General features: G+C 36.3%; 16 protein-coding genes. 8 read left to right on the top strand and 8 right to left on the bottom strand.

Annotated features, from left to right (window positions below):
* The first annotated feature begins 67 nt into the window (after positions 1-67).
* The 5 genes from agaF (at position 68) to QQS39_RS14110 (ending at position 4,484) form a co-directional block, all read left to right on the top strand.
* The gene (agaF, locus tag QQS39_RS14130) at positions 68-502 is read left to right on the top strand and encodes a PTS galactosamine/N-acetylgalactosamine transporter subunit IIA (RefSeq protein ID WP_151435800.1); all 435 of its coding nucleotides are present in this window, start codon (positions 68-70) and stop codon (positions 500-502) included.
* The gene (nagA, locus tag QQS39_RS14125; protein WP_151435799.1) at positions 499-1,668 is read left to right on the top strand and encodes an N-acetylglucosamine-6-phosphate deacetylase; all 1,170 of its coding nucleotides are present in this window, start codon (positions 499-501) and stop codon (positions 1,666-1,668) included. Before agaF ends, nagA begins: the two co-directional genes overlap by 4 nt.
* Before the next feature lie 43 nt (positions 1,669-1,711).
* Complete coding sequence (gene kduI, locus QQS39_RS14120; protein WP_151435798.1) at positions 1,712-2,542, top strand: 5-dehydro-4-deoxy-D-glucuronate isomerase; 831 nt, start codon at positions 1,712-1,714, stop codon at positions 2,540-2,542.
* A 107-nt stretch (positions 2,543-2,649) separates the two neighbouring features.
* Positions 2,650-3,405 carry a 2-dehydro-3-deoxy-D-gluconate 5-dehydrogenase KduD gene (gene kduD / locus QQS39_RS14115; RefSeq protein WP_151435797.1) on the top strand — a complete coding sequence of 252 codons (756 nt, stop codon included), beginning with the start codon at positions 2,650-2,652 and terminating at the stop codon, positions 3,403-3,405.
* Between the two features lie 17 nt (positions 3,406-3,422).
* Positions 3,423-4,484, top strand: a complete 1,062-nt coding sequence (locus tag QQS39_RS14110) for a glycoside hydrolase family 88/105 protein (protein ID WP_285804753.1) — start codon at positions 3,423-3,425, stop codon at positions 4,482-4,484.
* A gap of 2,237 nt (positions 4,485-6,721) precedes the next feature.
* Here QQS39_RS14110 and QQS39_RS14105 read toward each other — a convergent pair.
* From QQS39_RS14105 to QQS39_RS14070, 8 genes are all read right to left on the bottom strand, one after another.
* Positions 6,722-9,763 carry a chondroitinase family polysaccharide lyase gene (locus QQS39_RS14105; RefSeq protein WP_285804752.1) on the bottom strand — a complete coding sequence of 1,014 codons (3,042 nt, stop codon included), beginning with the start codon at positions 9,761-9,763 and terminating at the stop codon, positions 6,722-6,724.
* Between the two features lie 56 nt (positions 9,764-9,819).
* Complete coding sequence (locus QQS39_RS14100; RefSeq protein WP_285804751.1) at positions 9,820-12,885, bottom strand: chondroitinase family polysaccharide lyase; 3,066 nt, start codon at positions 12,883-12,885, stop codon at positions 9,820-9,822.
* A 12-nt stretch (positions 12,886-12,897) separates the two neighbouring features.
* Positions 12,898-15,063 (bottom strand): autotransporter family protein, encoded by a 2,166-nt coding sequence (locus QQS39_RS14095; protein WP_285804750.1) that lies wholly within the window; start codon positions 15,061-15,063, stop codon positions 12,898-12,900.
* A 36-nt stretch (positions 15,064-15,099) separates the two neighbouring features.
* A complete protein-coding gene (locus tag QQS39_RS14090; protein ID WP_151435791.1) occupies positions 15,100-15,984 on the bottom strand; it encodes an OmpG porin family protein in 885 nt (294 codons plus the stop codon).
* A 146-nt stretch (positions 15,985-16,130) separates the two neighbouring features.
* Positions 16,131-17,690 (bottom strand): sulfatase-like hydrolase/transferase, encoded by a 1,560-nt coding sequence (locus tag QQS39_RS14085; RefSeq protein WP_285804749.1) that lies wholly within the window; start codon positions 17,688-17,690, stop codon positions 16,131-16,133.
* Between the two features lie 329 nt (positions 17,691-18,019).
* On the bottom strand, positions 18,020-18,508 hold the full coding sequence (locus QQS39_RS14080) for an N-acetyltransferase (protein WP_285804748.1): 489 nt from the start codon (positions 18,506-18,508) through the stop codon (positions 18,020-18,022).
* 234 nt (positions 18,509-18,742) lie between these two features.
* Complete coding sequence (locus QQS39_RS14075) at positions 18,743-19,492, bottom strand: YadA-like family protein (RefSeq protein ID WP_285804747.1); 750 nt, start codon at positions 19,490-19,492, stop codon at positions 18,743-18,745.
* Positions 19,493-19,717: 225 nt separating this feature from the next.
* The gene (locus tag QQS39_RS14070) at positions 19,718-20,545 is read right to left on the bottom strand and encodes a MurR/RpiR family transcriptional regulator (RefSeq protein ID WP_069367652.1); all 828 of its coding nucleotides are present in this window, start codon (positions 20,543-20,545) and stop codon (positions 19,718-19,720) included.
* Positions 20,546-21,564: 1,019 nt separating this feature from the next.
* On the opposite strand from QQS39_RS14070, the gene QQS39_RS14065 reads away from it, so the two are divergent.
* The 3 genes from QQS39_RS14065 (at position 21,565) to QQS39_RS14055 (ending at position 24,047) form a co-directional block, all read left to right on the top strand.
* Complete coding sequence (locus QQS39_RS14065) at positions 21,565-22,119, top strand: cytochrome b (RefSeq protein ID WP_151435786.1); 555 nt, start codon at positions 21,565-21,567, stop codon at positions 22,117-22,119.
* Positions 22,120-22,152: 33 nt separating this feature from the next.
* Positions 22,153-22,731 (top strand): YceI family protein, encoded by a 579-nt coding sequence (locus QQS39_RS14060; RefSeq protein ID WP_285804746.1) that lies wholly within the window; start codon positions 22,153-22,155, stop codon positions 22,729-22,731.
* 230 nt (positions 22,732-22,961) lie between these two features.
* Positions 22,962-24,047 (top strand): linear amide C-N hydrolase, encoded by a 1,086-nt coding sequence (locus QQS39_RS14055; protein ID WP_285805901.1) that lies wholly within the window; start codon positions 22,962-22,964, stop codon positions 24,045-24,047.
* Positions 24,048-24,109: the final 62 nt, after the last annotated feature.

The raw sequence follows: 24,109 nt of genomic DNA, 5'->3' as shown, positions 1-24,109 counted from the left end.
TCGAAATACATTATTAACTTGCTATAAACGGGCAGGAGAGCCTTCTGCTGCCCGCAAGGAGTCACTCATGATAGGTCTTATTGTTTCTGGACATCTTAATTTTGCCTCAGGCATGGCTTCTGCTGTAAAGGCTATTGCAGGCGAACAAGACGATATCGCGTTTATCGATTTTGTTGAGTCAATCTCTCCTGATGAGCTTGAAGAAAAAATGCGTGAAGCGATCGATTCAATGTCATGTCAGCAATATCTCTTTTTAACGGATTTACCCGGTGGAACCCCTTGTAATCGTGCAATGGCAATTATGATGCAAAATCCGGCTGTTGAAGTGTTAGCGGGTGTAAATCTACCAATGATTGTGAATGCGGCTTTTGAACGAGAAGGATGTTCAACCTCGGAACTCGTGCAAACGCTGCGTGAAATTGGTCAAGACAGTATTCAAGATATTCGCGAGCAATTGGCCCAAATAGACAGCAATGATGCTGAAGAAGAAGACGGCTTATGAATCAACGATACGCTATTTTGGCAGATAGAACTTTTACGCCAGAAGGTATTCGCTATCTCAACTATGTCTGTGTTGAGGGCGAAAATATTGAGTCTATCACCACGCAAGCGCCAACAGATTGCCCCATCATTCGTCTAAAAGGGAAATCATTATTACCCGGTTTTGTGGATATTCATATTCATGGACGTGAAGGCGCTGATGTAATGGATGCCACTCAACAAGGGTTACAAACCATTGCGGATGCACTTGTGAAAACAGGCGTAGTTGCATGGGTTGGTACAACAGTAACAGCGCCTATGAATGATATTCGCCAAGCATTATCACAAGTACGGGCGTTCTTATCAACGCCACAAACATCAGGGGCATCATTACTTGGCAGTTTTTTAGAGGGACCTTATTTTACAGAGCGCCATAGAGGCTCTCACCCCGTGAAATATCTCAAAGCACCAACAATTTCAGAGCTAGAAACATTACTCGAAAGTGCGGGAGATACCCTATTGCGTGTTGCTGTTGCTCCTGAAGCAGAAGGCTCTATGGAGGCGATTGATTGGTTGGTCAAGCGAGGTATTAAGCCAAGTGTGGCGCATACCGCGGCGACTTATGAGCAAACTTCAGATGCATTTTTGCATGGTGCTGATTGTGGCGTGCATTTATATAACGGAATGACAGGGCTTCACCATCGAGAGCCAGGATGTTGTGGTGCAGTGCTGTATCACAATGTATTGGCTGAACTTATTGCTGATGGCATTCATGTACATCCAGTCATGATGCAATTGGCGTATCGCATGAAAGGATATCAACAGCTCGCCTTAATTACTGATTGTATGCGTGCAGGCGGTTTGCCTGATGGTGATTACACACTGGGCGCACAAACAGTCAGTGTGATTCAGGGGCAGGCAAAAACCGCAGACGGCTCTTTGGCGGGAAGCACTTGTAGCCTAGATAGCGCATTGCGAAATATGGTGCAACTAGCGCATGTACCTGAATGGGAAGCGGTACAAATGGCGAGTGCAATTCCTGCCGAATATCTCGGTATCGGCGATCAATTGGGTTATATCAAAGCGGGGCGACAAGCCAGCTTTGCTGTGGTGGATGAGCGTTTTCATCTCACCGATACATTCATCAGAGGAAATCATATTTACTCTGTATCCAGGGAAAATGCATAGCCTTTGGGCTTATGCTCCCATCAGTAAAAATGAGGTATTTATAATGGAAATTCGTCAGCCAATTCATAGTGAACACGCTAAAAGGCTTGATACAGAAGGGCTTCGTAAGGAGTTCCTGATTGAGAACCTATTCTGTGAAGGGGAAATGAATCTCACTTATAGCCATATAGATCGTATTATTGTTGGCGGTATTGTTCCTACAACACAACCTTTAGCATTAATGGCGGGTAAAGCATTAGGCGTTGATTTCTTTTTGGAAAGACGTGAATTAGGTGCCATTAATATTGGTGGTGCAGGTAAAGTAATCGTTGATGGAGAAGTGTTTGAGATTGCTCCTCGTGAAGCCATTTATATCGGAATGGGCGCTAAATCTGTTGAGTTCACCAGTGATTCTGTAGAAACGCCAGCGCGTTTTTATATGAATTGTGCGCCTGCTCATCATACTTATCCAACGCGTAAAATTACGCAACAACAAGCTTCGCCAGAAAAAATTGGTAATGTAGAAAACTGCAACGTTCGTACTATCTATAAATTCTTACACCCTTCAGTTCTACCAACATGTCAATTATCAATGGGTATGACCGTTCTGGAGCCAGGTAGTTTATGGAATACCATGCCATGCCATACCCATGAACGCCGTATGGAAGTTTATCTCTATTTTGATATGAAAGATGACAATGTCGTTTTCCATTATATGGGAGAGCCAACAGAAACCCGTCATTTAGTGGTCCGTAATGAACAAGCGGTGATTAGCCCTAGTTGGTCAATCCATTCGGGTGTGGGGTCTGCATCTTATACCTTTATTTGGGGAATGGTCGGTGAAAATCAGGTATTCCACGATATGGATCATGTCGCAATGAAAGATCTGAAATAGCTACTACTGAAGTAACTATTACTGAAATAACTACGAATAGTCACATTTTTCTTACCCTACAGATAAAAAAGATGTGGCCATAAGGTCACATCTGAGAGGTTACTGATATGAATTTATTTGATTTAAGTGGCAAAGTTGCCATTGTGACGGGTTGTAATACAGGGCTAGGTCAAGGGATGGCCGTTGGTTTAGCGCAAGCTGGGGCTGATATTGTAGGCGTCGGTATTCAAGATGCACCCGAAACACGTCAGCAAGTCGAAGCCTTGGGGCGTCGTTTTCATTACATTACGCAAAATTTAATGAAACAAGATGGATTACAAGCGCTGGTGGATGAAGCCGTTTCTGTTATGGGGCGTATTGATATTTTAGTGAATAATGCAGGTATTATTCGTCGAGAAGATCTTTTGGAATTTAGTGAAAAAGATTGGGATGATGTTATCGATATTAACCAGAAAACACTGTTTTTCTTATCACAAAAAGTTGCTCGCCAATTTGTGAAACAAGGAGAGGGCGGCAAAATCATTAATATTGCCTCTATGCTCTCTTATCAAGGTGGTATTCGTGTGCCTTCTTACACAGCAAGTAAATCTGCGGTGATGGGGTTAACTCGTGCGTTAGCGACTGAATTATCTCAATATAATATTAATGTAAATGCGATTGCTCCAGGCTATATGGCAACAGATAACACGGCTGCTTTACGTGCTGATGATGCACGTAATGCCGCTATTTTAGAACGTATTCCTGCTGGACGTTGGGGAACCCCTGAAGATGTTGCAGGTCCTGCGATTTTCTTAGCCTCTAAAGCCAGTGATTATGTTAATGGATACACAATTGCAGTTGATGGTGGTTGGTTAGCTCGTTAATTTCATGGAGAAATAGGATGGAACATGCTAATGCAGAGGCTTTGCAAAAAGATATCGTATTGCAAAATATGAAGCGAGTGTATCGTTACCAATCGGCTAACCAAGTTCGCAGTGTTCTCCGCCGTAGTGGTAAAACCCGTTTTATAAAGGATACGGATTGGGAGCGCGGTGTTTTATGGAGTTGCGTAAGTGCTGCATGGCAGGCAACGCAAGACGAAGAGTATCTTAATGGTGTGTTGAATTATACGTTGCATACAGGGTTTAGAACTGGGCCTAATGCTCGTTTTGCGGACGATCATGTTTGTGTACAAGCTTACCTTGCAGTAAGCCCGCTTTTTGAACAATCTGAAATTCTTGAGCCAACCATTAAAGCATTTGACATCATGCTTGATGATCCTAAGCAGGGTCGTGAGGACTGGTGGTGGTGTGATGCTCTCTTTATGGCACCGCCTGGTTTTGCTGCTTTGGCTGAAATTACCAATGAACGGCGTTATTTGGATTACATGCACACGGCTTATTGGGATGCGATTGACCATTTGCGTGATCCTGAAACTAAGTTAATTTACCGCGATCATCGCTATATTCCTGATGGTCAAGGAAATGAAATGCGTGAAGCTAACGGTGAAAAAGTATTCTGGAGCCGTGGTATTGGTTGGGTTTTAGCTTCTGTTCCTCGTATTCTTCAATATATGCCTGATGATTATCATGGACGTGAACGTTATATTGCACTGTTTAAAGAATTAGCGACATCCATATTAGATTATCAACATAAAGATGGTTTTTGGCGAACCAGTTTACTCGATCCTAATAATTTTCCTGCACCAGAAAGTTCAGCAACAGCGCTATTCTGTTATGGGCTTGCATGGGGAATTAATCAGGGAATATTAGAGAAAGAGGTGTATTTCCCTGCATTAAACAGAGCATGGTCAGCATTACAAACCTGTATTCATGATAATGGCATGATAGGTTGGGTTCAACTTCCAGCATTTAACCCTCGTGAAGTGAAGTTCGAACATAATATGGATTATGGTGCGGGTGCTTATTTATTAGCAGGAAGTGAAGTTTTAAATCTTTTATAAAATTGCTAGAACTTTGATATTGACGCTTTGTTATTTTTCTTGCGCTTTATATGCCTTTCACGCAATATTTTCCTATCTAGGATGCCGACTAAAATAGGGGTCGGCTTTTTTATATTTAATATAATAATAAGAGGTAACAGCAATCTGTTACCTCTTATTGTAAATTAGGGTGCTTAGATAAACATACAATCATTGAAAAAGGAAACTGTGGGGGAATTATCCCCCACAAGATTAATATAAACTAAAAGATATATTAACCTGAATCATTAAATATCCATTATTGGGTATGAATAAACAAAAAATGTACTCTCCAATAATACGTTACTGGGGATTATCATAGTGACGATTATTAGCCCGATTAAAGAATATTTCTTCATTTCCTCTTGCACTCCGATAAAAATGGAGGCAGAATCAAATTGTCTTTGTTTGAGTCGGCCTCGGTTAATGTTAAATAACATAATCGGGGCTTTTCTCTTTCTGGCTTTTGCAAAATGCTTGAACCAGATTGATCCAAGCACCCGCACAGAGAATAACAAAATATTTAGTTGAGACAACACATTTATTATCAATAATAAATTATTCGATTTGTTTTTGTTATTTTAAATAAATAATTGATTCGTTAATTTGAGTTCTCAATAAAATAAGAGGTAACAGTGATCTGTTACCTCTTATTGTAAATTAGGGTGCTTAGATAAACACACAATCATTGAAAAAGGAAACTGTGGGGGAAATTATCCCCCACAAGATTAATATAAATTAAAAGATATATTAACCTGAATCATTAAATATCCATTATTGGGTATGAATAAACAAAAAATGTACTCTCCAATAATACGTTACTGGGGATTATCATAGTGACGATCATTAGCCCGATTAAAGAATATTTCTTCATTTCCTCTTGCACTCCGATAAAAATGGAGGCAGAATCAAATTGTGTGTATTTGAGTCGGCCTCGGTTAATGTTAAATAACATAATCGGGGCTTTTCTCTTTCTGGCTTTTGCAAAATGCTTGAACCAGATTGATCCAAGCACCCGCACAGAGAATAACAAAATATTTAGTTGAGACAACACATTTATTATCAATAATAAATTATTCGATTTGTTTTTGTTATTTTAAATAAATAATTGATTCGTTAATTTGAGTTCTCAATAAAATAAGAGGTAACAGTGATCTGTTACCTCTTATTGTAAATTAGGGTGCTTAGATAAACACACAATCATTGAAAAAGGAAACTGTGGGGGAAATTATCCCCCACAAGATTAATATAAATTAAAAGATATATTAACCTGAATCATTAAATATCCATTATTGGGTATGAATAAACAAAAAATGTACTCTCCAATAATACGTTACTGGGGATTATCATAGTGACGATCATTAGCCCGATTAAAGAATATTTCTTCATTTCCTCTTGCACTCCGATAAAAATGGAGGCAGAATCAAATTGTGTGTATTTGAGTCGGCCTCGGTTAATGTTAAATAACATAATCGGGGCTTTTCTCTTTCTGGCTTTTGCAAAATGCTTGAACCAGATTGATCCAAGCACCCGCACAGAGAATAACAAAATATTTAGTTGAGACAACACATTTATTATCAATAATAAATTATTCGATTTGTTTTTGTTATTTTAAATAAATAATTGATTCGTTAATTTGAGTTCTCAATAAAATAAGAGGTAACAGTGATCTGTTACCTCTTATTGTAAATTAGGGTGCTTAGATAAACACACAATCATTGAAAAAGGAAACTGTGGGGGAAATTATCCCCCACAAGATTAATATAAATTAAAAGATATATTAACCTGAATCATTAAATATCCATTATTGGGTATGAATAAACAAAAAATGTACTCTCCAATAATACGTTACTGGGGATTATCATAGTGACGATCATTAGCCCGATTAAAGAATATTTCTTCATTTCCTCTTGCACTCCGATAAAAATGGAGGCAGAATCAAATTGTAGGTTTTTGAGTCGGCCTCGGTTAATGTTAAATAACATAATCGGGGCTTTTCTCTTTCTGGCTTTTGCAAAATGCTTGAACCAGATTGATCCAAGCACCCACACAGAGAATAGCAAAATATTTAGTTGAGACAACACATTTATTGTCAATAATAAATTATTCGATTTGTTTTTGTTATTTTAAATAAATAATTGATTCGTTAACGGGTGTGAATAATAAAAAAGAGCCTCGGTAATTTATATCGAGACTCTTTAATTTAAATACTATGGATTCTACTTGACTAGATTAATAGTAACAGGCGTTGCCTGTATTGTTGTTGTAGTAATCAATGTATTATTATCTTGATGTTTAATAATAACACCAGACTGCGGTGTTACTAATTTCCATATTCCTTTTACAGTAATTGTGCTACTTATTGGTTGAGAGTCGGAATTAAGCCATTGACGAGAATACACGCTCACCTCAGTCTGATTTCCTTTGTTATCAACTTGATCTGCTTCAACCCCCTGATATAAATTTAAATCAGGATTAACAATACTTAATGTTAATTGTTGTTTTTGAGCTTTAGCCATGACCATAACAGGAGAGTCACTTGATAATAATATTGCTTGAGGTGATTTTAATTGTGTCGATTCAAAAAAAGCATATCCTTCTTCTTGGGTGATTTTATCTTTTACCGCATGCAATTGATTATTATGTTGCAATACAGTGTATTCGGGGGCTTTATTATCTTGTGATTCAATCGCTATTGCATACTCATAAGTTGCATTACTAGGTGCGTTACCATGAGAGATCACTGCTGTTGCAAATAGTTGTTCTGTTGGTTTTGAATTTCTATCATCAAGAGAATGCTGTTTTTGATAACTAAATTCTACGGTTTGTCCTTTAGTGAGCTTATATAAATTACCAGCAGGATCAATTAAAGTATCTGCATTATTTAAAGTTAATTGAGTACCTAATTGATTAACCTCTTTGCCATTAATTATCACTGATTTTAATTTAGGAACAGCAAACTGGAATAGTGTTGTTTCTGTCCTATGTTGTTTATCATCATTTTCAATACCAGATCCTAACGCAATTACTCTATTATCAAATAAGAAATAGGATTTATTAGCTCTTAAGCTTTGTTGTTGATATTTACTGTGACCATGTAATTTCATGGCAAACATACTGTTATTATTTAATGTATTTGCACCAGAGTAACTTTCCGTCGAAAGCAACATCTCTTCAATACCTGCACTCGGTAATTGGTTTAATTTTGCTTCAAGTTCATCATAAGGAAGATGAATTGTTGTGGTACCTGGATATCGGTTCCAATCCCATCCTGCATGGCTAAATCCAGATTGTGCTAAGTTTGCAGGTACGATTTCCAACTGACCATACTGTAAATAGCGCCCATAACGATTGTTATTTTCATAACTTTCATTACCAACAAGATAACGACTAAAGCCGCGAGCGATAGCAAGCCAGCTTTGTTGTGGTGCTTGAATAGAGGCTCTACGCTGTATCGCCATCGAAGCATAGTTCATCGCCCATGCACCAGTGGGTTCATTTTCAGCTTTAATTCCTTCAAAACTGTCTTTGTTATCTAATTTTGCATAGGCCGCAGCCAGCGTGGTATCCAATTTTTGGTTGCCATCAGGTGTACCGGCTAATGCCATCCATTTAAATGGTGCGACCCCTATTTTATGTAATCCAGTAGGGTGGCGACCACTTAATACCACGGGAATTTGCGTCTCTTTAGTGTAGATGCGCATTTTTAATAACACATCTTTTAAACGCTCATGAGCTGAAGGTGAAAGACGGAAAGGGGAATCACTTAGCGCATAAACACTAGGGGCTAAACCACCAAAAGCATCTTTCGCATACGCTGGATAATGCTGTGAATGGTGGAAAATAGAACCATCAGGTTTGAAACCACCTGCAACACCTTTTGAACTTAATATGGTTTTATTTAGCCAGTTTTGCAGTTGTACTAAGGCTTGTTGGCGTTGTTGATAATCTGGCAACATCAGTAAGCTTTTTATCATCCACTGTAATTGTGTGTTGAGAATATCAACGTTTGCATCAACTATCTCATTGTCTTTTTCAAAAATTCGTCCGGTGGCGTTGTACCACATCATCGCTTGTTGAGTCGGTGCTAAAAGTTTATTTTTTGCAAGAATATGACGACCAATAAACCATGCATCAAAAAGTTCTCTGGTTTGATATCCAACATGAGTAATAATTTGATAACCACTACCTCGTGTAAAACCTTGTTCAAGGACGTAACGCGTTCCTAATAAATAGAGATCTTCTAATTTTTTTCTATCGGTCTCTGACAAGGAATTACTACGCAAGTAAATGGCAGTTTGAAGAAGTGTTTTACCTACATCTCTTAGCATATTGGCATCAAGTAATGCTTTTTTCGTTTCTTCACTAAACACGCCATCAACTTTCATAAAGTTTTGCCGATTAGGGTGATCCAGTGCTTTTCCTGTTATTGAGCCATCAGGGTGTTGTGTTAGTTTTAACTTTTCCCAGAGCGCTAGATTTTTATCTAGCATGTCTGAGGTGATTTTTTTATCGCTGTTAATTCCCTGATAATACTCAAAACGCTGATAAATTGATGCCATTTCAACTTGATCATCATGAAAATCAGTATCGAAATTTAGAGTAGGATAATGAGCTTTAAACTTCTGATCGTACATCAGTAATGCACTCCAGTTTTTACTGACCATGGTGTTTACTGCATTATTTACATACGGTACTTGATAGTCAGGAACTGCCCAGCGATTGTCCAAAGGTACACTCATAATAATTTGGTCGAAAAAGAGCGTTCCTGCCTGATTTGGTGCTGTAATGACTAATTGATCCAATTTCCCTGTTGCAGTGCCTTGCATATCATGAAAAGGAACCGCAATACCTCGCCATCCAGTAAAATTAAGTTGAGTATCAAAACTTAATGCCACTTGATCATTTTGTTTGAATTGTAATGTGAGGGGCGATGATTGTGGTTTTTCATTATAAATCCACATCATAAAAGTGAGTGGTGTCGCGGTATCTTTATCATCCTGATAATTTACGTGATTATTAAGCGTTAATGTTGCTTGTGGTTGATATTGCCACTTGAGTGACTGAACGCCATCTTTGGCATGTTCTTTACTTAACGATAATTGATTGTTATTTGAAGTGACTAATGTATTTGGCATTTCACTTTCAAAGAGATAAATATCACCGAAAGTTTCATGAGAAAGAGAAGGGAATGCCTGTGAGGGTAATGATAAACATAAGCTTAATGCCATGGCATGTGCTAAAGGGTTTTTTATTAGCATAATCAGATTTCCTGCAAATAAAAAAGGAACGCAAGCGCGTTCCTTTAAAGGTTAAATCAAGGGAGAGGTGAGAGTTTAATTTCTTGTGGAATACCAAAATAACTGGTGAAAGTGAGTTCGGTATTCTCACCAGAAATGCGATGTTTTACCTCACCGCTTTTATCCACAGACTGCCATTTTCCATTAACGGTGACATTAATTGTGACAGGTGTTGCGGCTTTCTGGCGTGTCATATTTAAATCTGGTGTAACGGCACTGACAGTAAGTGTATTTCCTTGATGATGAGTCATCACAATTGCGGGTTTATCAACTTTGTTGATCCATTTATCTTTAATTGATGCCGATTGATAAAAGGCATATCCCGTCACATTGCTGAGTTTATCGTAAATAATATGAACATCTTTATCTTTACGAAGAACCTGATATAACCCATTATTTTCACGGAACTTCTCTGCCATCTCTCCCATTTTTTCAGGCGTCGCATCTAAAAAGACCATATACTCATAGCTGGAGTCTTTAGGTTGAAGGCTGTGATCAATCCACGCTGAACTGAAGTTTCCTTCCGTTGGTTGGCGATTTTTATTTTCAGCCGAGATCTGGTGTTGGCGGCTAATATTGACTTTTTCTGCTTGAGTAATGAGATAACCATTACCATTGCTATCAATTATCCAATCCCCTTGTTTTAGCGTAGTTTGATAAGGAAAACTTTCTATCTTTTGCCCATTAATCCAAATGGCGTTTAATTCAGCTGTAATCGCATGTTGGAATAGGGTGGTTTCAACATTTTTATTTTTATCGCTGCTATTAATATTGCTACCGACAAAAATTAAATGATTATCTGCCGCTAATACGGTTTTTTTCGCCGTAAAGTTAGGATCAAAACGCTCAAGATTAGCAGGGTAAATAAGATCAAATGCCATCATGCCATATTTACCATCAAGGACAGATGTTCCACTAAATCCACGCTCTCCACGTTGCATTAATGTATGAGGTTTAGGGCTGTCTAACTCTTTAAGAGGAAGATGAATAGTGGTTGCTCCCGGCATTCTATTCCAATCCCAACCTTCTTGTTGATAGCCTTGTGAAAGCTGAGAGCCATGGCTGACTATCTGAGCAACACCATGGCTTTGATAACGACCATAGCGGTTATCTTTGTTATAAATTTCAGATGACCAAACATTGGTGTTATACGCTTTTAGTGTCACCATTTTATCTTGCCAGCGATGAATACCAAAAGCACCGCCATTAAAGGCATAGAAGCCTTGAGGTAAGGTCGCGGGTGCAATAGTTTCTCCAAAAATAGCACTCGACTCATTTTGAGTTTTATCGCTAATTGCAAGATAAATAGAAGCGAGCTTTTTATCCGGTGATGGTTTTGCAGACATCGCAAGCCAGTAGTAGCCTTGAGCAACTGATTTTAATGACGGTGAATTAAACGGATGTCGCCCAGCTAAAGGTAATCCTACTTCTGGATTACTGTAGATCCATGCTGAAACCATGGCTTTTTTCAGGTTATTCCAACCATTTTCACCGACAGCAAAAGGTGTACCACGCAGTAAATAAATAAGCTGAGAGGCATTTTTAAAGGCTGGGAAAGAGTAACCTGGATAGTTACCTTCATGTCGCCACGCGGTACCATCAGGACGTAAACCATCTTTACCGCCTGGTGGTACTTGAGTTAATGCACCCGTAATGTAATGACTGAACGTATTAATTAAGTTGATGCGCTTTTGATCATCTGGCTCTAGCAGTAATAAAGCTAAGTGCTGACGGGATAAGGTGTTGAAATAGTCTAAATCTGAACTATCTGCTCCTACCTTCATATCAAAACTACTTTTAAACTCTCGTGAATACCACAGCAATGAATCATAAACTTGAGTTTGTAGATTGGCTTCTTTTAAGGCATCAGACATTAATAATGTAGATATATACCACCAACGAGAACTATATCCCCAGTGATGAGTTGTGACTAATGCACTCCCTTTAACAAAGCCTTGGTCTAATAAATGCTTTGTCATTAATAAGTACATCTGTTTTAACTGGGCTTTTTGTGTCGGATCTTTTTCAAGAACATAGGCACGGCTGATATTAAACATTAATGTCGTGTAATTACCTAAAATAACGTAATTATCAAAAAGCGACTTATCTTGAGAATTAAGGTTCTCTGGCTGATAAATAATAGTTTGTTTATCTGTGATCAGATGTCGCCCTTGTATTCCACCATCCGCTAAAATGCGAATATTGAGTGCATCAAAATCACTTTTTAATTTACTAATGTTTTCTTCTAGTGCGAGATTTGTTTCTTTTTCACCACCAACAAATTCATTAATCAGACGTTGGCGAATAAGATCAATCGCAGCTAAGTTTTCGGGCGTTACCGGCAATTGAGGTTGCACGTTATGAAACTCAATCTCAGGCTCTGATAAACGTGTTTTCACTTGATAATCAGACCATTGATAGCGAGCATCATCGATAGAAAACATAATACGATCGATATATATTTCACCTTGACCTACATCAGACGGGGCTTTAAATCGAATGCTATCAACATTCGCGCCTAACGCTCGACCAATACTGTCTTGAGCGCCATCAGAGGAAGTATTCATTGCATTTAAGGTCATTTCTCTATTTTCAAGATCGTTATTTAGAGAAAGCCCTACAGCACGCCAACCCGTAAAATTCAGTTTTACTTTAAAGCCTGCTTGCGCTTCGCTGGTGGCGTTGAGTTTTTCACCAAAATCAACAGTGAGATAGCCATCAATAGGTTTTTCATTATAAAGCCAAAATGATAAAACAGGTGTAGATGCACGTCCCCATGCTTTAGAGGCTTCTTTGTCTGTCGGAACAATCAGCTTTTTATGCAAAGTAAAGCTACTTCCACCTTTCCATTTCCACAAAAGGGATTGGCTTCCCATAATGCTACGTTTGTCAGATAACGTCAGTGTTGAGTTTTTATCTGTTGTGAAATCAGCTAACGGATTATTTTGGGCAAAATGATATATTTCAGATTGCATCAGATTATTAGGATCAAATGCAGGATTGTTTGTTGCAGCCATTGCATTATAAGGGGCTGATAGTAGCCCCAATGTCATGGCAAGTGCAGTAAAGCGAAATATCGGCATTATTTATTCTCCTTAGAAACGCTGGCTAACAGTAAAACCAATGCGTCCTTCATTGAACTTGTCATAACGCTGATATCCCATCGTTGTGCCTAAATTTAATGATTGAGTAATATCGAGATTGGCACCTAATTCTGCACTAATAATGTCACCACCAACGGTGTTTCCTTTAATATCAAAGGTACTTCCTCCAGTATTAAAATAAGTGAGGCTATGACGTTGATCAACATGATTATCGCCGGCTATATCTTTGATATAACGCAGATTAAGAGTAGGTGTTAATTTGCCATAAGCGGTCTGATAGGTATTCCAAAACGCCACTGAACCACCGAGTTGATTGACAGCATAGCGTTGACCATAAGTACGCATTGATAACGCTGAACCCGTTTCTTCCCATGAATCAATATTGAGCCATTGATATTGGTAAGTCAGCATCGGTTTTATATGGATGAAATCAAAATCAAAATAGCTTCCAGCATTAATCTGGTAGCCTAATTGCACGCCAGAATAATCACCTTTTGCTTTGGTATTTCCTTGCCATCCGGTATTACCACCGATATCTCGCTCGCTATCAACCGTGTAATAACCAATATTTAAATTACCGTTTAGGAATAATGTGTCACTATACCAACCGGTATAAGGCATAAATTCAAAATGGTTAATTTCTTTACTTGCATTACGCTGCTTGGCATCTGCTTTGGCGTAGTTATAAGCAAAAGAAACACCGATAAGAGCATCTTGATTAATTTCGTAATCAGTACCTATTTGAATACCTGTACGGTAAGTGTTGTAACCGTTAATGCCACCTTGATTGCTTTGTGTACCGTAACCGTACAGTAGATTAGCCCAGCTATTCCAGCCAGCTTCTCTTTCCTCAATTGGTAATTGGTTGTCATAACGTAAATAGCGATGAGAAATATTATTGCGCATATCTTCAACCATAATTAATCCCGCTTGAATATCACTACCGTCAGCGATAGGGGCTAAATCATTCGATAATGCGGCAATATTATTATCGTCATTTCCAGCCGCAACTAATAGACTCAGTGCTTCATCTGAAACTTGACTACGCGTATTATTAAATTCATTTAATACGGTTGGAATAACAAAGTTTGCTGCTGCTAATCCATTTTCACTTACATTGCCGCGTTCAGCAGCGCTAATAAAATTATTTCCCCCTTCGTAGCTAATGCCATAACGTGCAACCAATTGATTACCACTAACGCCACCACTAATATTTGGCGGTGTGGTTTCTAACCATGAATCTGTTTTTTCTAATAAAGGAGAAACATCTGGTGCAATGGCATTGGCATCAGTAACGGTAATACCCGCTTCGTCTTTAATGTCTGAATTTGAAGAAATTAATACGATATCCTTGTTAATGATATTATCGACACTGGTTCCTTTAAAATCTAATTTGGCTTGGCTACCTTTTTTAAAGGTGACATCACCATCAACATGGAGAATAGCGTCATCAGTATTGGTATTATCATCGAGGCGGAAAATAAGCTGACTATTTTCCTTATTCAGGAAATTACCTTCCCAATGAATTGTTTTATCTTTTCCTTGGATGGTTAAATTGCCATGATTTTCAATTAATGGAACACCTGTGATTTGGTATCCATCAAATAAAGCATTTTGAGCGCCACCTTGATAAGCAAAGTTTATTTTAGTGTCAGCGTGACCATTTCCTAAAATATCACCGTGGATCTCGCCATTTACATCACTTCTAAATCCAGTTTGGAGCGTTCTAAAATCAATAGCCGCTGTTTTTCCTCGAATAATGGCACCGTCTCTTACATAAACGCCAGTACCTCGTTTAGGAAAGTCACCTTCAACTAAGATGGCTGTACCATTTTCACTGGTCACGTTAGCACCATTTAAGTTGATATTACTGCTAAAAGAGGCACCCTGATTTATTTTAATTGCACTGGCACCATCACCAGTAACAGTAATATTTTTTGTAATTGCTTGGGCTTTATATTCTGTTGATGAACCATTAAATACAACACCATCACCTTGGGCAACTGTGACATCTTTACTTATTTGAGCGTTATTACCATCATTAACATTAACGGTTTCACAGATATTTAAAGTGGGATCACATTCTGTCGCCCATGCTGAACCATAAATAGCTGATAAAATAGCAGCGCTCAAAAATAACAATTTTTTATTTTTCACAATATAACTCCATGAACAATTATATGATTTTAATTATTAGAATGTTGCTCGGAATGAAACTTTGAAATAATCTTGAGTTGATTTACTACCATCATTTTTATTTTCAACTCGCTCATTATAATATTCCGTCATGACTCGCCATTGAGGTGATATTTGATAAGCCATTTGTAGGGTATAACGGGTCATATCTTTTTCGATATAATCCCCTTTATTTGTTCTATCTTCTATTTTTCCAAAAATAGATTTACGCATTGATGGAGAAACAATTAATCCTATTGGGGTTGTCCAGTTTACATACATACGCAATTGTTGATTATGGTTTGTTTCTTTTGTGTCGTATTCTTCATGTCGTATTGCTTGCTTACCACCATCAAAATAAGCAACGGTTGTATTAATATTAGGAGTGATAAAATAACGTAGGCCTGGTTCAATTTCCCAGCCTAAGTAATCTGTATTTGTGACGCCATTACTACGTTTGTCTTCTTTCTTTTGTAAGCCAAATAAAACACTACCCGTTAAAACCCAATCTTTGTTAATTGGAAATTGGTAATTGGTTTTTGATTCATAAAAATCAATAGTTAATCGACTTCCATTATCATAGTTAGTGAGATCTTGACGTACTTTTAAACCAGGTTGGATCCAACCATTATTTAATTTAAAACGATAGCTACCCTGTAAATCATAACGCTGATAACGGTTTTTATTGTCATGCTCACGTTGACGAAAACCAACATCGAAATACCAGTTAGACTTATCTGGATTAATATTAAAATCTACACGATAACCAGCATAGTTGTTTGGGGTGTCGTAATCGGCCGTTTCCCAAGAAAACATAGCATTGACATTAGCTGCCTGAGAATGAAAAGAAGTTAAACCTAAGCCAAGAAGAGGTAAAAAAAGAGCAATACGAAGTTTGTTCATGGTATATATCCAATTCTTTATTCGCTTTTATTTGTGCCAATTTTTAGGTGTAGGGCATCTTTCCCTTTATTTTATTAAAAGGATTTTTTATATCAGCGAATTGGGTTTATATATAGCGCCATAATATTATGGCGCAGATATTTTTATTATTTTTCTTTACATGTCGATATTGTTTTATTTAATTTGTTGGTTGTAGCCGTAATAAATTCAGTGGCGCGCCAAGAATCTCCTGTTTTTTCCAACCAAGGGGTTAATTCTTCTTTAATTAATTTCTCAATTAAAGGCATATTATCTTTGGCAATATTTTTCATTTGATATGGATCGTTCACATTGTCATATAAAGTATATTTTAATGGTTGTCCATCTTGTCTATCTATCACCAAAGTATGAGTTTTGGTTCTGACACCTCGTTTACCGAATGAAGGTTCACCATAAGGAATAAAGAGGTAAAGCTGAGAGTTTGCTGTGTCACCTTTGCCAGTGATTACCCTATCTGCAAGATCAGTACCTTCTACAGAATCTGGGATCCATTCTGATAAACCAAGTAGCCCTAAGATAGTTGGGTAAATATCAGGTGCTGACATTAATGCATCGTCAGAGCCTGGTTTAATTTTACCCGGTAAACGAAACATCATAGGAACTCGCATAGATTCTTCATAAGGATTATTTTTTGTTGCTTGCCCATTTGCCCCTAAGCAACTGCCATGATCAGAGAAGAAAACGACAAGAGTATTATCTGCAAGACCTTGTTTTTCTAATTCATCTACGATGCGACCAAATTGTTCATCAACACCGTTGACCATTGCCATATATTCTTTGAAATATTGAGGTCCATAACCTTCTTGATATTCAGTATCCCATTGTACATTAGGGCGTGTATTTAGCTCTTTTGACGTTTTACCTTGATAAGCATCGAGGTACTTTTTCGGTACTTGATCATAAGGTGAATGAGGAGGGTTCATTGAAACCACTAATGCAAATGGTTTTGAATTATCTCTAAATTGATTGTTTTCATTTTTGAGGAACTTGATTGCCATATCAGCTTCGTGCTCAGGTCCCCATTGATCAATGTAAATAGGCTTATCTCGAGGGGTATCGTTTGCCCAATACATTGGTTTTAAATGTAAATCATAAGTGCCATAAGAATACCAAAAATCAAAACCATGGCGTCTATCTGGTGCCGCCCATTCATTCCAATAGCGACCTTCCATTGGATTGTTGTAACTTTCAATAAACGGTTCGTAAGGGGCGTCAAGGTGCCATTTACCAATATAGCCTGTGCTGTAATCGAGAGATTTTAAAACGTCTGACCAACATTTTGCATAAGGCGATAAGTCAATACCGACTTTGCCGCCATAGTCATGTGCATTTCCCGTGATCCCATTACGAACTGGGTATTGACCTGTCATAAACATGCCACGAAATGGAGAACAAAGAGGATAGTTGGAAGCCATCTGCGTCATTACTTTGGCTTGCTTCGCAAATTTATTCAAATTAGGTGTAATTGAAGGATCTTCCCCCATAAACTGTAATGCATGAGCGCGCATTTCATCTGGGAAAATAATTAATAGGTTAGGGGCATCCTCTGGACGCGATCGCGTGTTAGAAGTTGAACTCCCTGAATTAGCAATAACAGGGGTAGAAACAGTCATTGCTGCACCGCTGGCTGCGAGTCCTTTGATAAAAGTTCTGCGGGAAACAGTCATTGCTTCCTCCTATTTTACGTTTACTTTCGAATTGGTGTCTTTTATCTTATTTATACTTTTGTATAAGATCAAAAAGTAAGTTAACGAAAGATCAAGAATTGAAAGGGAGATCACAGAATGGTGTCAAATTGTAAGCAATTTGACAGCTAAAATAGGAGTTGGAATATTGTTAAGAATAGATTAACTTTTCATTATTTTATATATGGTGTTGATTTATATAGCTATTGTTTGTTTTGTGATGGCGGTGGCAAAAATATCTAAAAGCCTCTATTTTTAGCTAGAAAGTCGGATAACAGAAAGTGTAAGTATTTTTCTTTCGTTTGTTTTCATTACCCTTTAACTATCCACCAAGATGTGCCATCAAACTCAAAGTTTTTAACGACCTCCATGCCTAATTTTTGATGTGCTTTTAATGATCGAATATTTTTGCAATTAATAAATGCGATAGGGTGTCCACCATGTAAAGAACAGATCTTTTGGTAGAGATCTTTTAATAGTGACTTTCCTCGGTGCGATTTATCAATACAAACAGGACCGTAAAGCCAATTATCTTGTGTTATTTCAGGAAAGCGTTGATGAATAGCTTGAGCAATTGGAGGGATCGAAAAAGAGGTAACAGGAAAGCTAAAAACAACCGCGATAATATTTTCTTGGTAAAGTGCAACAATGGCGTTAGTACTATTTTGATACATTGCCTCAACTTTATTTAGAGGATATTCACCATGTAATCCACCTTGTTGAGATTCAGAATTTGCCTGTAATAATAGTGCTACTGCACTTATATCTTTAGCGGTCATTTTTTGAAATATATAATTCATTTTCTTATTCCTTTTTGCTCTAGTTTATAATCTTAGTATATAAAAAAGAATGTGTTTTACAAAAAAATATTAAAAATACTAAAGTTAAATTTATCAATTTTAGTTAGGTAATTTATTTCTATTTATTGCCAATTAAAATTATTTCTTATAAAGAAGCAGTAATATTAATCAAATTATTACTGCTTTAATTATAAAGTTATTTATTAATAATTTGATTCTAGAAAAGAGAATTGTTTACCAACCATAAGCTAATCCACCACCAATAATGATTTCTTTTTCACTATTAATGGATGAGTTTAATCGAAATGCAATATCGTTATTGGGTTTATATTGAACACCTCCAGCAAATGCTGTGCCTGTTCGATAATTACTGATGCCAATTCCGCCACTTAAAGTGTGATGAGAAAGGTAAGGAATGCTTGTCATTGCAACTGATGAAGCTATGCCAGCAAATACTTTTTTTTCTAACGCGATAATTTCTTTATCTAAATTTGCAATTGAGTCAGTGATTTCGGACTGTCTTTTTTTATAATAATTATCAAAATCATTCATATTGGTTTTTAGATTATTGATATCTGTACTAAGGCTTCTCTTTAGCTGATTGATGGTATTATTTGTGACTATTTTACTTTTATCAACCAGCTTTTTAGCTTGAGCAAAGTTAACGGCATCAGTATTATTTTTTCCTTCACTAACATTAACTAATCTAGAAGTGTGTTTATTTTCAATATTACCAAATGATACTGTATTTTCTTCCGTTGCTAATGAATTAGTACCAATAGCAACTGAGTGTGTATTTTTAGCTTGGCTATTTGTTCCTATTGCAATTGAACCGTTACCTGATGCATTACTTTGATCACCTAATGAAATACTAGGAATATTTACGATTATTGGATCTTCTTTATTTTCTTTTATTAAATCTGTATTTGAATAGGAGAAGCTTGGAAATAAGAAAACAATTAAAAATAATTTTTTAAATAACATTTAATTTAATCCCTTAATGATCTTTAGTGGTGTAAATTAATGCTAAATGATTACTTTTTTTATCACAAATAAAATATTCTGTATTTACTCTTAAAAATAGTTTTAAATAAAATACTAAGCTATTTAATATTTTGTCACCGGTTATAAATTATTAAATAGTATCTAAATAATTATTTTATAAAAAACTGCATCTTACTTAAGATGCAGTTTAGGATAAAAAAGTGATTAATGTTTTTTTCTAAAAGCAAAAGCGACTGAGATTGCTTGTAGCAAACACATTGTTGAAGTTTGAGAACGAAAGGTTTTTATTTGAGCTTCTTTAACAGTTAAACAAACATCGCTTAAACTCGCTAATGGGCTAATTGGACTATCAGTAACAATAATCTGTTTTGCTTCTTTGTAAGTTGCCATTTCACACATTTTTTGCATTTCATCTGAATATGGATGGAAATGAATACCAAAAAGCACATCACGATGTGTGATATTTCTTAATTGCTCTTTGTACATTCCTCCTAGGCTGTTGACAAAAACAGTCTCACAAGGGATATGCGAGAGAGCATGAAAAAAGTAACTTGCAGCACTGAATGAGTGATGAAAGCCACAAATATAAATTGTGTCAGCGTGTTCGAGTAATTGTAATGTTTTATTTAACATTTCTCTGTGAGTCTGATTTGCCAATTGTTGCAATGAATGGCTATTTGCTTGTGCAAATTCTTGCAAAATATAGGCCGGCTCATTCAGATTAGGAGGCTCCTCTTTATATTTTTGTTTATAAGTTAAATTTTCATTTTCATTTACCATTTCATTCATCAAGTGATTTTGAAATAATTGTTTCATTTCATTGAAACCATTGAAATGAAATGCGTTGGCAAAACGAATTAATGTCGATGGAGGAACATTTGCTTTATCTGCAAGGATCGCAATTGTATCAAATGCCACACTGTTTTTATTATCAAGTAGATAATGTGCAACCTGCTGTAGCCTTTTACTTAATCCATTATAGCGGGAGCGAACTTGTTCCTGTAGTTCATTCAGATTTGTTGCAGTAGACATAGTGCCCTCAATAAAAATACTATTGTAATTGTAGTGTTTTTTGCGTGGCATTTGAATGTTTTTAGCTAATAGTAATTAAAATGAAATATAGAGTTAATTCCAAGTAAATGAATGACCTAAAGGTAATTATTCGATGTTTAAAACTCTATTTTATTTATTCTTTATTAATTTTATTATAACCTTGCGAAATTAATTTTCTTTATTTGAAGTTAAATGAAATTATTATTTCATTTGGCTAAGGTGATATTAATAATAATACTAAATTCATTTTAATTCTTTTATTTTATTTGACCTTGACTGAATTATATTATTGAAAATTTAACTTAGATTGTTATTTTTAATTATCAATATTGTCTCTATTTGAAATGTTAAGTATTTTAATATCTTTGTGCGCGATGCTTGATATTTATAATACGATGCTTGTTTTATTTGTTAATGATAGTAATTTATCACTATCTTAATTAAAATTTATTTTTATTGGTTGAAATTTTTATATGCAAAACGATCACTCGTGGATTAATTTATTAATGCACTATTGTCATGATCATTACTCAGAAATGATGCCTATTATATTTTTTGTTTGTATTATTGGGATTATTTTTGGTGTTGTTCGCGAAATGCGCTGGTTATCCGTTTTTTTTACGGTTCCTCTAATTATTATTGTATTTTGCTTAATTAGTTCTAATTTAGGATAAGTAAAGGATACAATTGTTTTTATAGTTAGACAATTGTTGTATTGATCTTATTTTGCTTATTATTTCCTTTTTATACTTTTTATTATGTATATAAACACCTGCCAATATACCTATCTTATTTTGACCTTATTTTGAAAAAAAACTGATCCAACAATGTCATTGATTAGACAATCAACAGAGTGACTAATAAGAGCTTATGACTTATTGATTATTATTGATAATGATAAGCAAATTATTTGTTGAACTATGGGCTAACAATTTATTCTCAATACACTAAACTAGATAACATTATTTTAATGAATTAGAAACTATTGGGTTTTTATTATGCAATGGCGAAATAATGCGTCTCGCTATGGGCACTTGTCACTCCTTTTACACTGGGGGGTGGCGCTTACTGTCTATGGTATGTTTGCTTTAGGGCTGTGGATGGTGACGTTAGGGTATTATGATAGCTGGTATCATTCTGCACCTGAAATACATAAGAGTATTGGTATTCTTTTATTTATTATTTTGATAGTGCGTGTGATATGGCGTTGGATTTCTCCACCACCTAAAGCTTTATCAAGCTACAGTAAACTGACACGTATTAGTGCTCATATTGCACATATGCTTTTATATTTAATCTTATTTTCTATTCTGATTAGTGGTTATTTAATTTCGACCGCTGATGGACAAGCTATATCTGTATTTGATTGGTTTTCTGTGCCTGCCATTTTTACAGGGGAAGCCGAACAAGCGGATTTAGCTGGTGATATTCATCTTTATTTAGCTTGGACAGTAGTTTTGTTATCGCTATTACATGCTGCTGGTGCTTTAAAACATCACTTTATTGATAAAGATGTCACGTTAAAACGCATGCTAGGAATGCGGACTAAATAATTAAACTTATAAAATGAAATTATGGAGATAACAATGTTTAAGAAAGCTTTATTAGGTTTAACAGCAGGTGCGTTGTTATTTAATGCAAGTACTGCTTTAGCAGCAGATTATGCTATTGATAAACAAGGTCAGCACGCATTTGTACAGTTTCGTATCCAACATTTAGGCTATAGCTGGTTATACGGCACTTTTAAAGATTTTGATGGTACATTTAGTTACGATAAAGAAGAACCATCAAAAGATAAAGTCGATGTCGTGATTAAAACAGGTAGCTTAGACACTAATCACGCAGAACGTGATAAGCATTTACGTAGCGCTGATTTCTTTAATGCAAGTAAATATCCTGAAGCTCGATTTGTCTCAACCCAAGTGACTCGTGATGGCGAAAACTATGTAGTTACAGGTGATTTAACATTAAATGGTGTGACTAAACCTGTTTCATTAAATGCAAAATTAATTGGTGAAGGTACTGATCCTTGGAAAGGTTACCGTGCTGGTTTTGAAGCAACAGGTAAAGTGAATCTGAAAGAGTTTAATTTTAAATCAGACTTAGGGCCAAAATCACAAGAAGCAGAGTTAATTATCTCTGTTGAAGGCGTAAAAAAAGCGTAATTAAATGCTTTTTATAAGGCAATAAAGCCTCTTATTACCTAGATGATTTATAAACCGATACCTTAGCGTATCGGTTTTTTTATGCACAATTATGCTGAATGATCCTATACTTAAACACTAATTCTATTTTTAATAGGGCTAATGTTTATTTGAGGCTTTATCGATTTTAAGTAAGAGAAAAGCAAGCTCATAATAAAGAAGCCATCCATTTATTTAACAGGAAAGAGTTAATAATGAAAAAACTACGTCATACTTTTTTGGGTACTCTACTTATAGCTGGCTTTTTTACAGTAGGTATTACAAGTGTTGATGCATGTACTCGGCTTGTTTATTTAGGCGACAATAACCAAATTATTACGGCTCGTTCAATGGACTGGAAATATGACATAGGAACAAATTTATGGATATTTCCACAAGGGATGCAACGTTCAGGAGAAGCTGGTGATAACTCGATAAAATGGACATCTAAATATGGAAGTGTGATTGCATCTGGTTATGATATTTCTACGACAGACGGTATGAATGAAAAAGGTTTAGTGGCTAATTTATTGTGGCTGGCAGAATCTGATTATCCCGCATATACCAAGGAAAAACCGGCGATTTCAATTTCTGCATGGGCGCAGTATGTGTTAGATAATTTTGCTTCAGTCGAAGAAGCTGTGAATGCATTAGACAGTGAGCCTTTTATTGTATTGACGGATAAAGTGCCCGGACAAGATAGAATGGCAACATTGCATCTTTCACTTTCAGATGCAACGGGAGATAGCGCCATTATTGAATATATAAATGGTAAGCAAGTGATTCATCACAGCAAAGAGTATCAAGTGATGACGAATTCGCCTATTTTTTCAGAACAATTAGCGCTGAATAGTTATTGGCAACAAATCGGCGGAACCGTGATGTTACCGGGGACGAATCGTGCTTCAGATCGTTTTGCCCGAGCTTCTTTTTATGTGAATGCCATTCCTAAAACTCAATCAAGTCAAAAATCTCTCGCTAGCGTATTTGGCGTGATCAGAAATGTATCTGTACCTTATGGGTTAAGTACGGTGGAATCACCCGAAATTTCATCCACACGCTGGAGAACCGTAGCTGATCATAAAAACCAATTATATTTTTTCGAATCAGCATTATCGCCGAATACTTTTTGGGTTAATTTAAAGGAAATTGATTTTTCAAAAGAGAGTGGAAAAGTGATGACATTATCATTAGGTGAAGAGCAGTCGATAATCTATTCAGCTAATGCTACTAGTCATTTTAAACCTGCAGAACCTTTTAAATTTCAAGGATTAGATAATATTCCTTTAAATAACTAACTGAGTATTTACAATATCTAATATGAAATTATCCGCAATACTAAATGTGATAGAGACATCTA

Origin of the sequence: Proteus appendicitidis, assembly GCF_030271835.1 — a bacterium.
In the GTDB taxonomy this organism is placed as follows: Bacteria; Pseudomonadota; Gammaproteobacteria; order Enterobacterales; family Enterobacteriaceae; genus Proteus; species Proteus appendicitidis.
Note: the sequence above shows the minus strand (reverse complement) of the source record. Positions and strands in the feature narration are given on the sequence as shown.

What these genes read in the sequence shown, in the direction of transcription:
- QQS39_RS14065 (WP_151435786.1), top strand. Translation starts at nt 21,565, where the DNA reads ATGCAATGGCGAAATAATGCGTCTCGCTATGGGCACTTGTCACTCCTT.
- QQS39_RS14070 (WP_069367652.1), bottom strand. Translation starts at nt 20,545, where the DNA reads ATGTCTACTGCAACAAATCTGAATGAACTACAGGAACAAGTTCGCTCC.
- QQS39_RS14090 (WP_151435791.1), bottom strand. Translation starts at nt 15,984, where the DNA reads ATGAACAAACTTCGTATTGCTCTTTTTTTACCTCTTCTTGGCTTAGGT.
- QQS39_RS14085 (WP_285804749.1), bottom strand. Translation starts at nt 17,690, where the DNA reads ATGACTGTTTCCCGCAGAACTTTTATCAAAGGACTCGCAGCCAGCGGT.
- kduD (WP_151435797.1), top strand. Translation starts at nt 2,650, where the DNA reads ATGAATTTATTTGATTTAAGTGGCAAAGTTGCCATTGTGACGGGTTGT.
- kduI (WP_151435798.1), top strand. Translation starts at nt 1,712, where the DNA reads ATGGAAATTCGTCAGCCAATTCATAGTGAACACGCTAAAAGGCTTGAT.
- agaF (WP_151435800.1), top strand. Translation starts at nt 68, where the DNA reads ATGATAGGTCTTATTGTTTCTGGACATCTTAATTTTGCCTCAGGCATG.
- QQS39_RS14100 (WP_285804751.1), bottom strand. Translation starts at nt 12,885, where the DNA reads ATGCCGATATTTCGCTTTACTGCACTTGCCATGACATTGGGGCTACTA.
- QQS39_RS14110 (WP_285804753.1), top strand. Translation starts at nt 3,423, where the DNA reads ATGGAACATGCTAATGCAGAGGCTTTGCAAAAAGATATCGTATTGCAA.
- QQS39_RS14080 (WP_285804748.1), bottom strand. Translation starts at nt 18,508, where the DNA reads ATGAATTATATATTTCAAAAAATGACCGCTAAAGATATAAGTGCAGTA.
- QQS39_RS14105 (WP_285804752.1), bottom strand. Translation starts at nt 9,763, where the DNA reads ATGCTAATAAAAAACCCTTTAGCACATGCCATGGCATTAAGCTTATGT.
- QQS39_RS14060 (WP_285804746.1), top strand. Translation starts at nt 22,153, where the DNA reads ATGTTTAAGAAAGCTTTATTAGGTTTAACAGCAGGTGCGTTGTTATTT.
- QQS39_RS14075 (WP_285804747.1), bottom strand. Translation starts at nt 19,492, where the DNA reads ATGTTATTTAAAAAATTATTTTTAATTGTTTTCTTATTTCCAAGCTTC.
- nagA (WP_151435799.1), top strand. Translation starts at nt 499, where the DNA reads ATGAATCAACGATACGCTATTTTGGCAGATAGAACTTTTACGCCAGAA.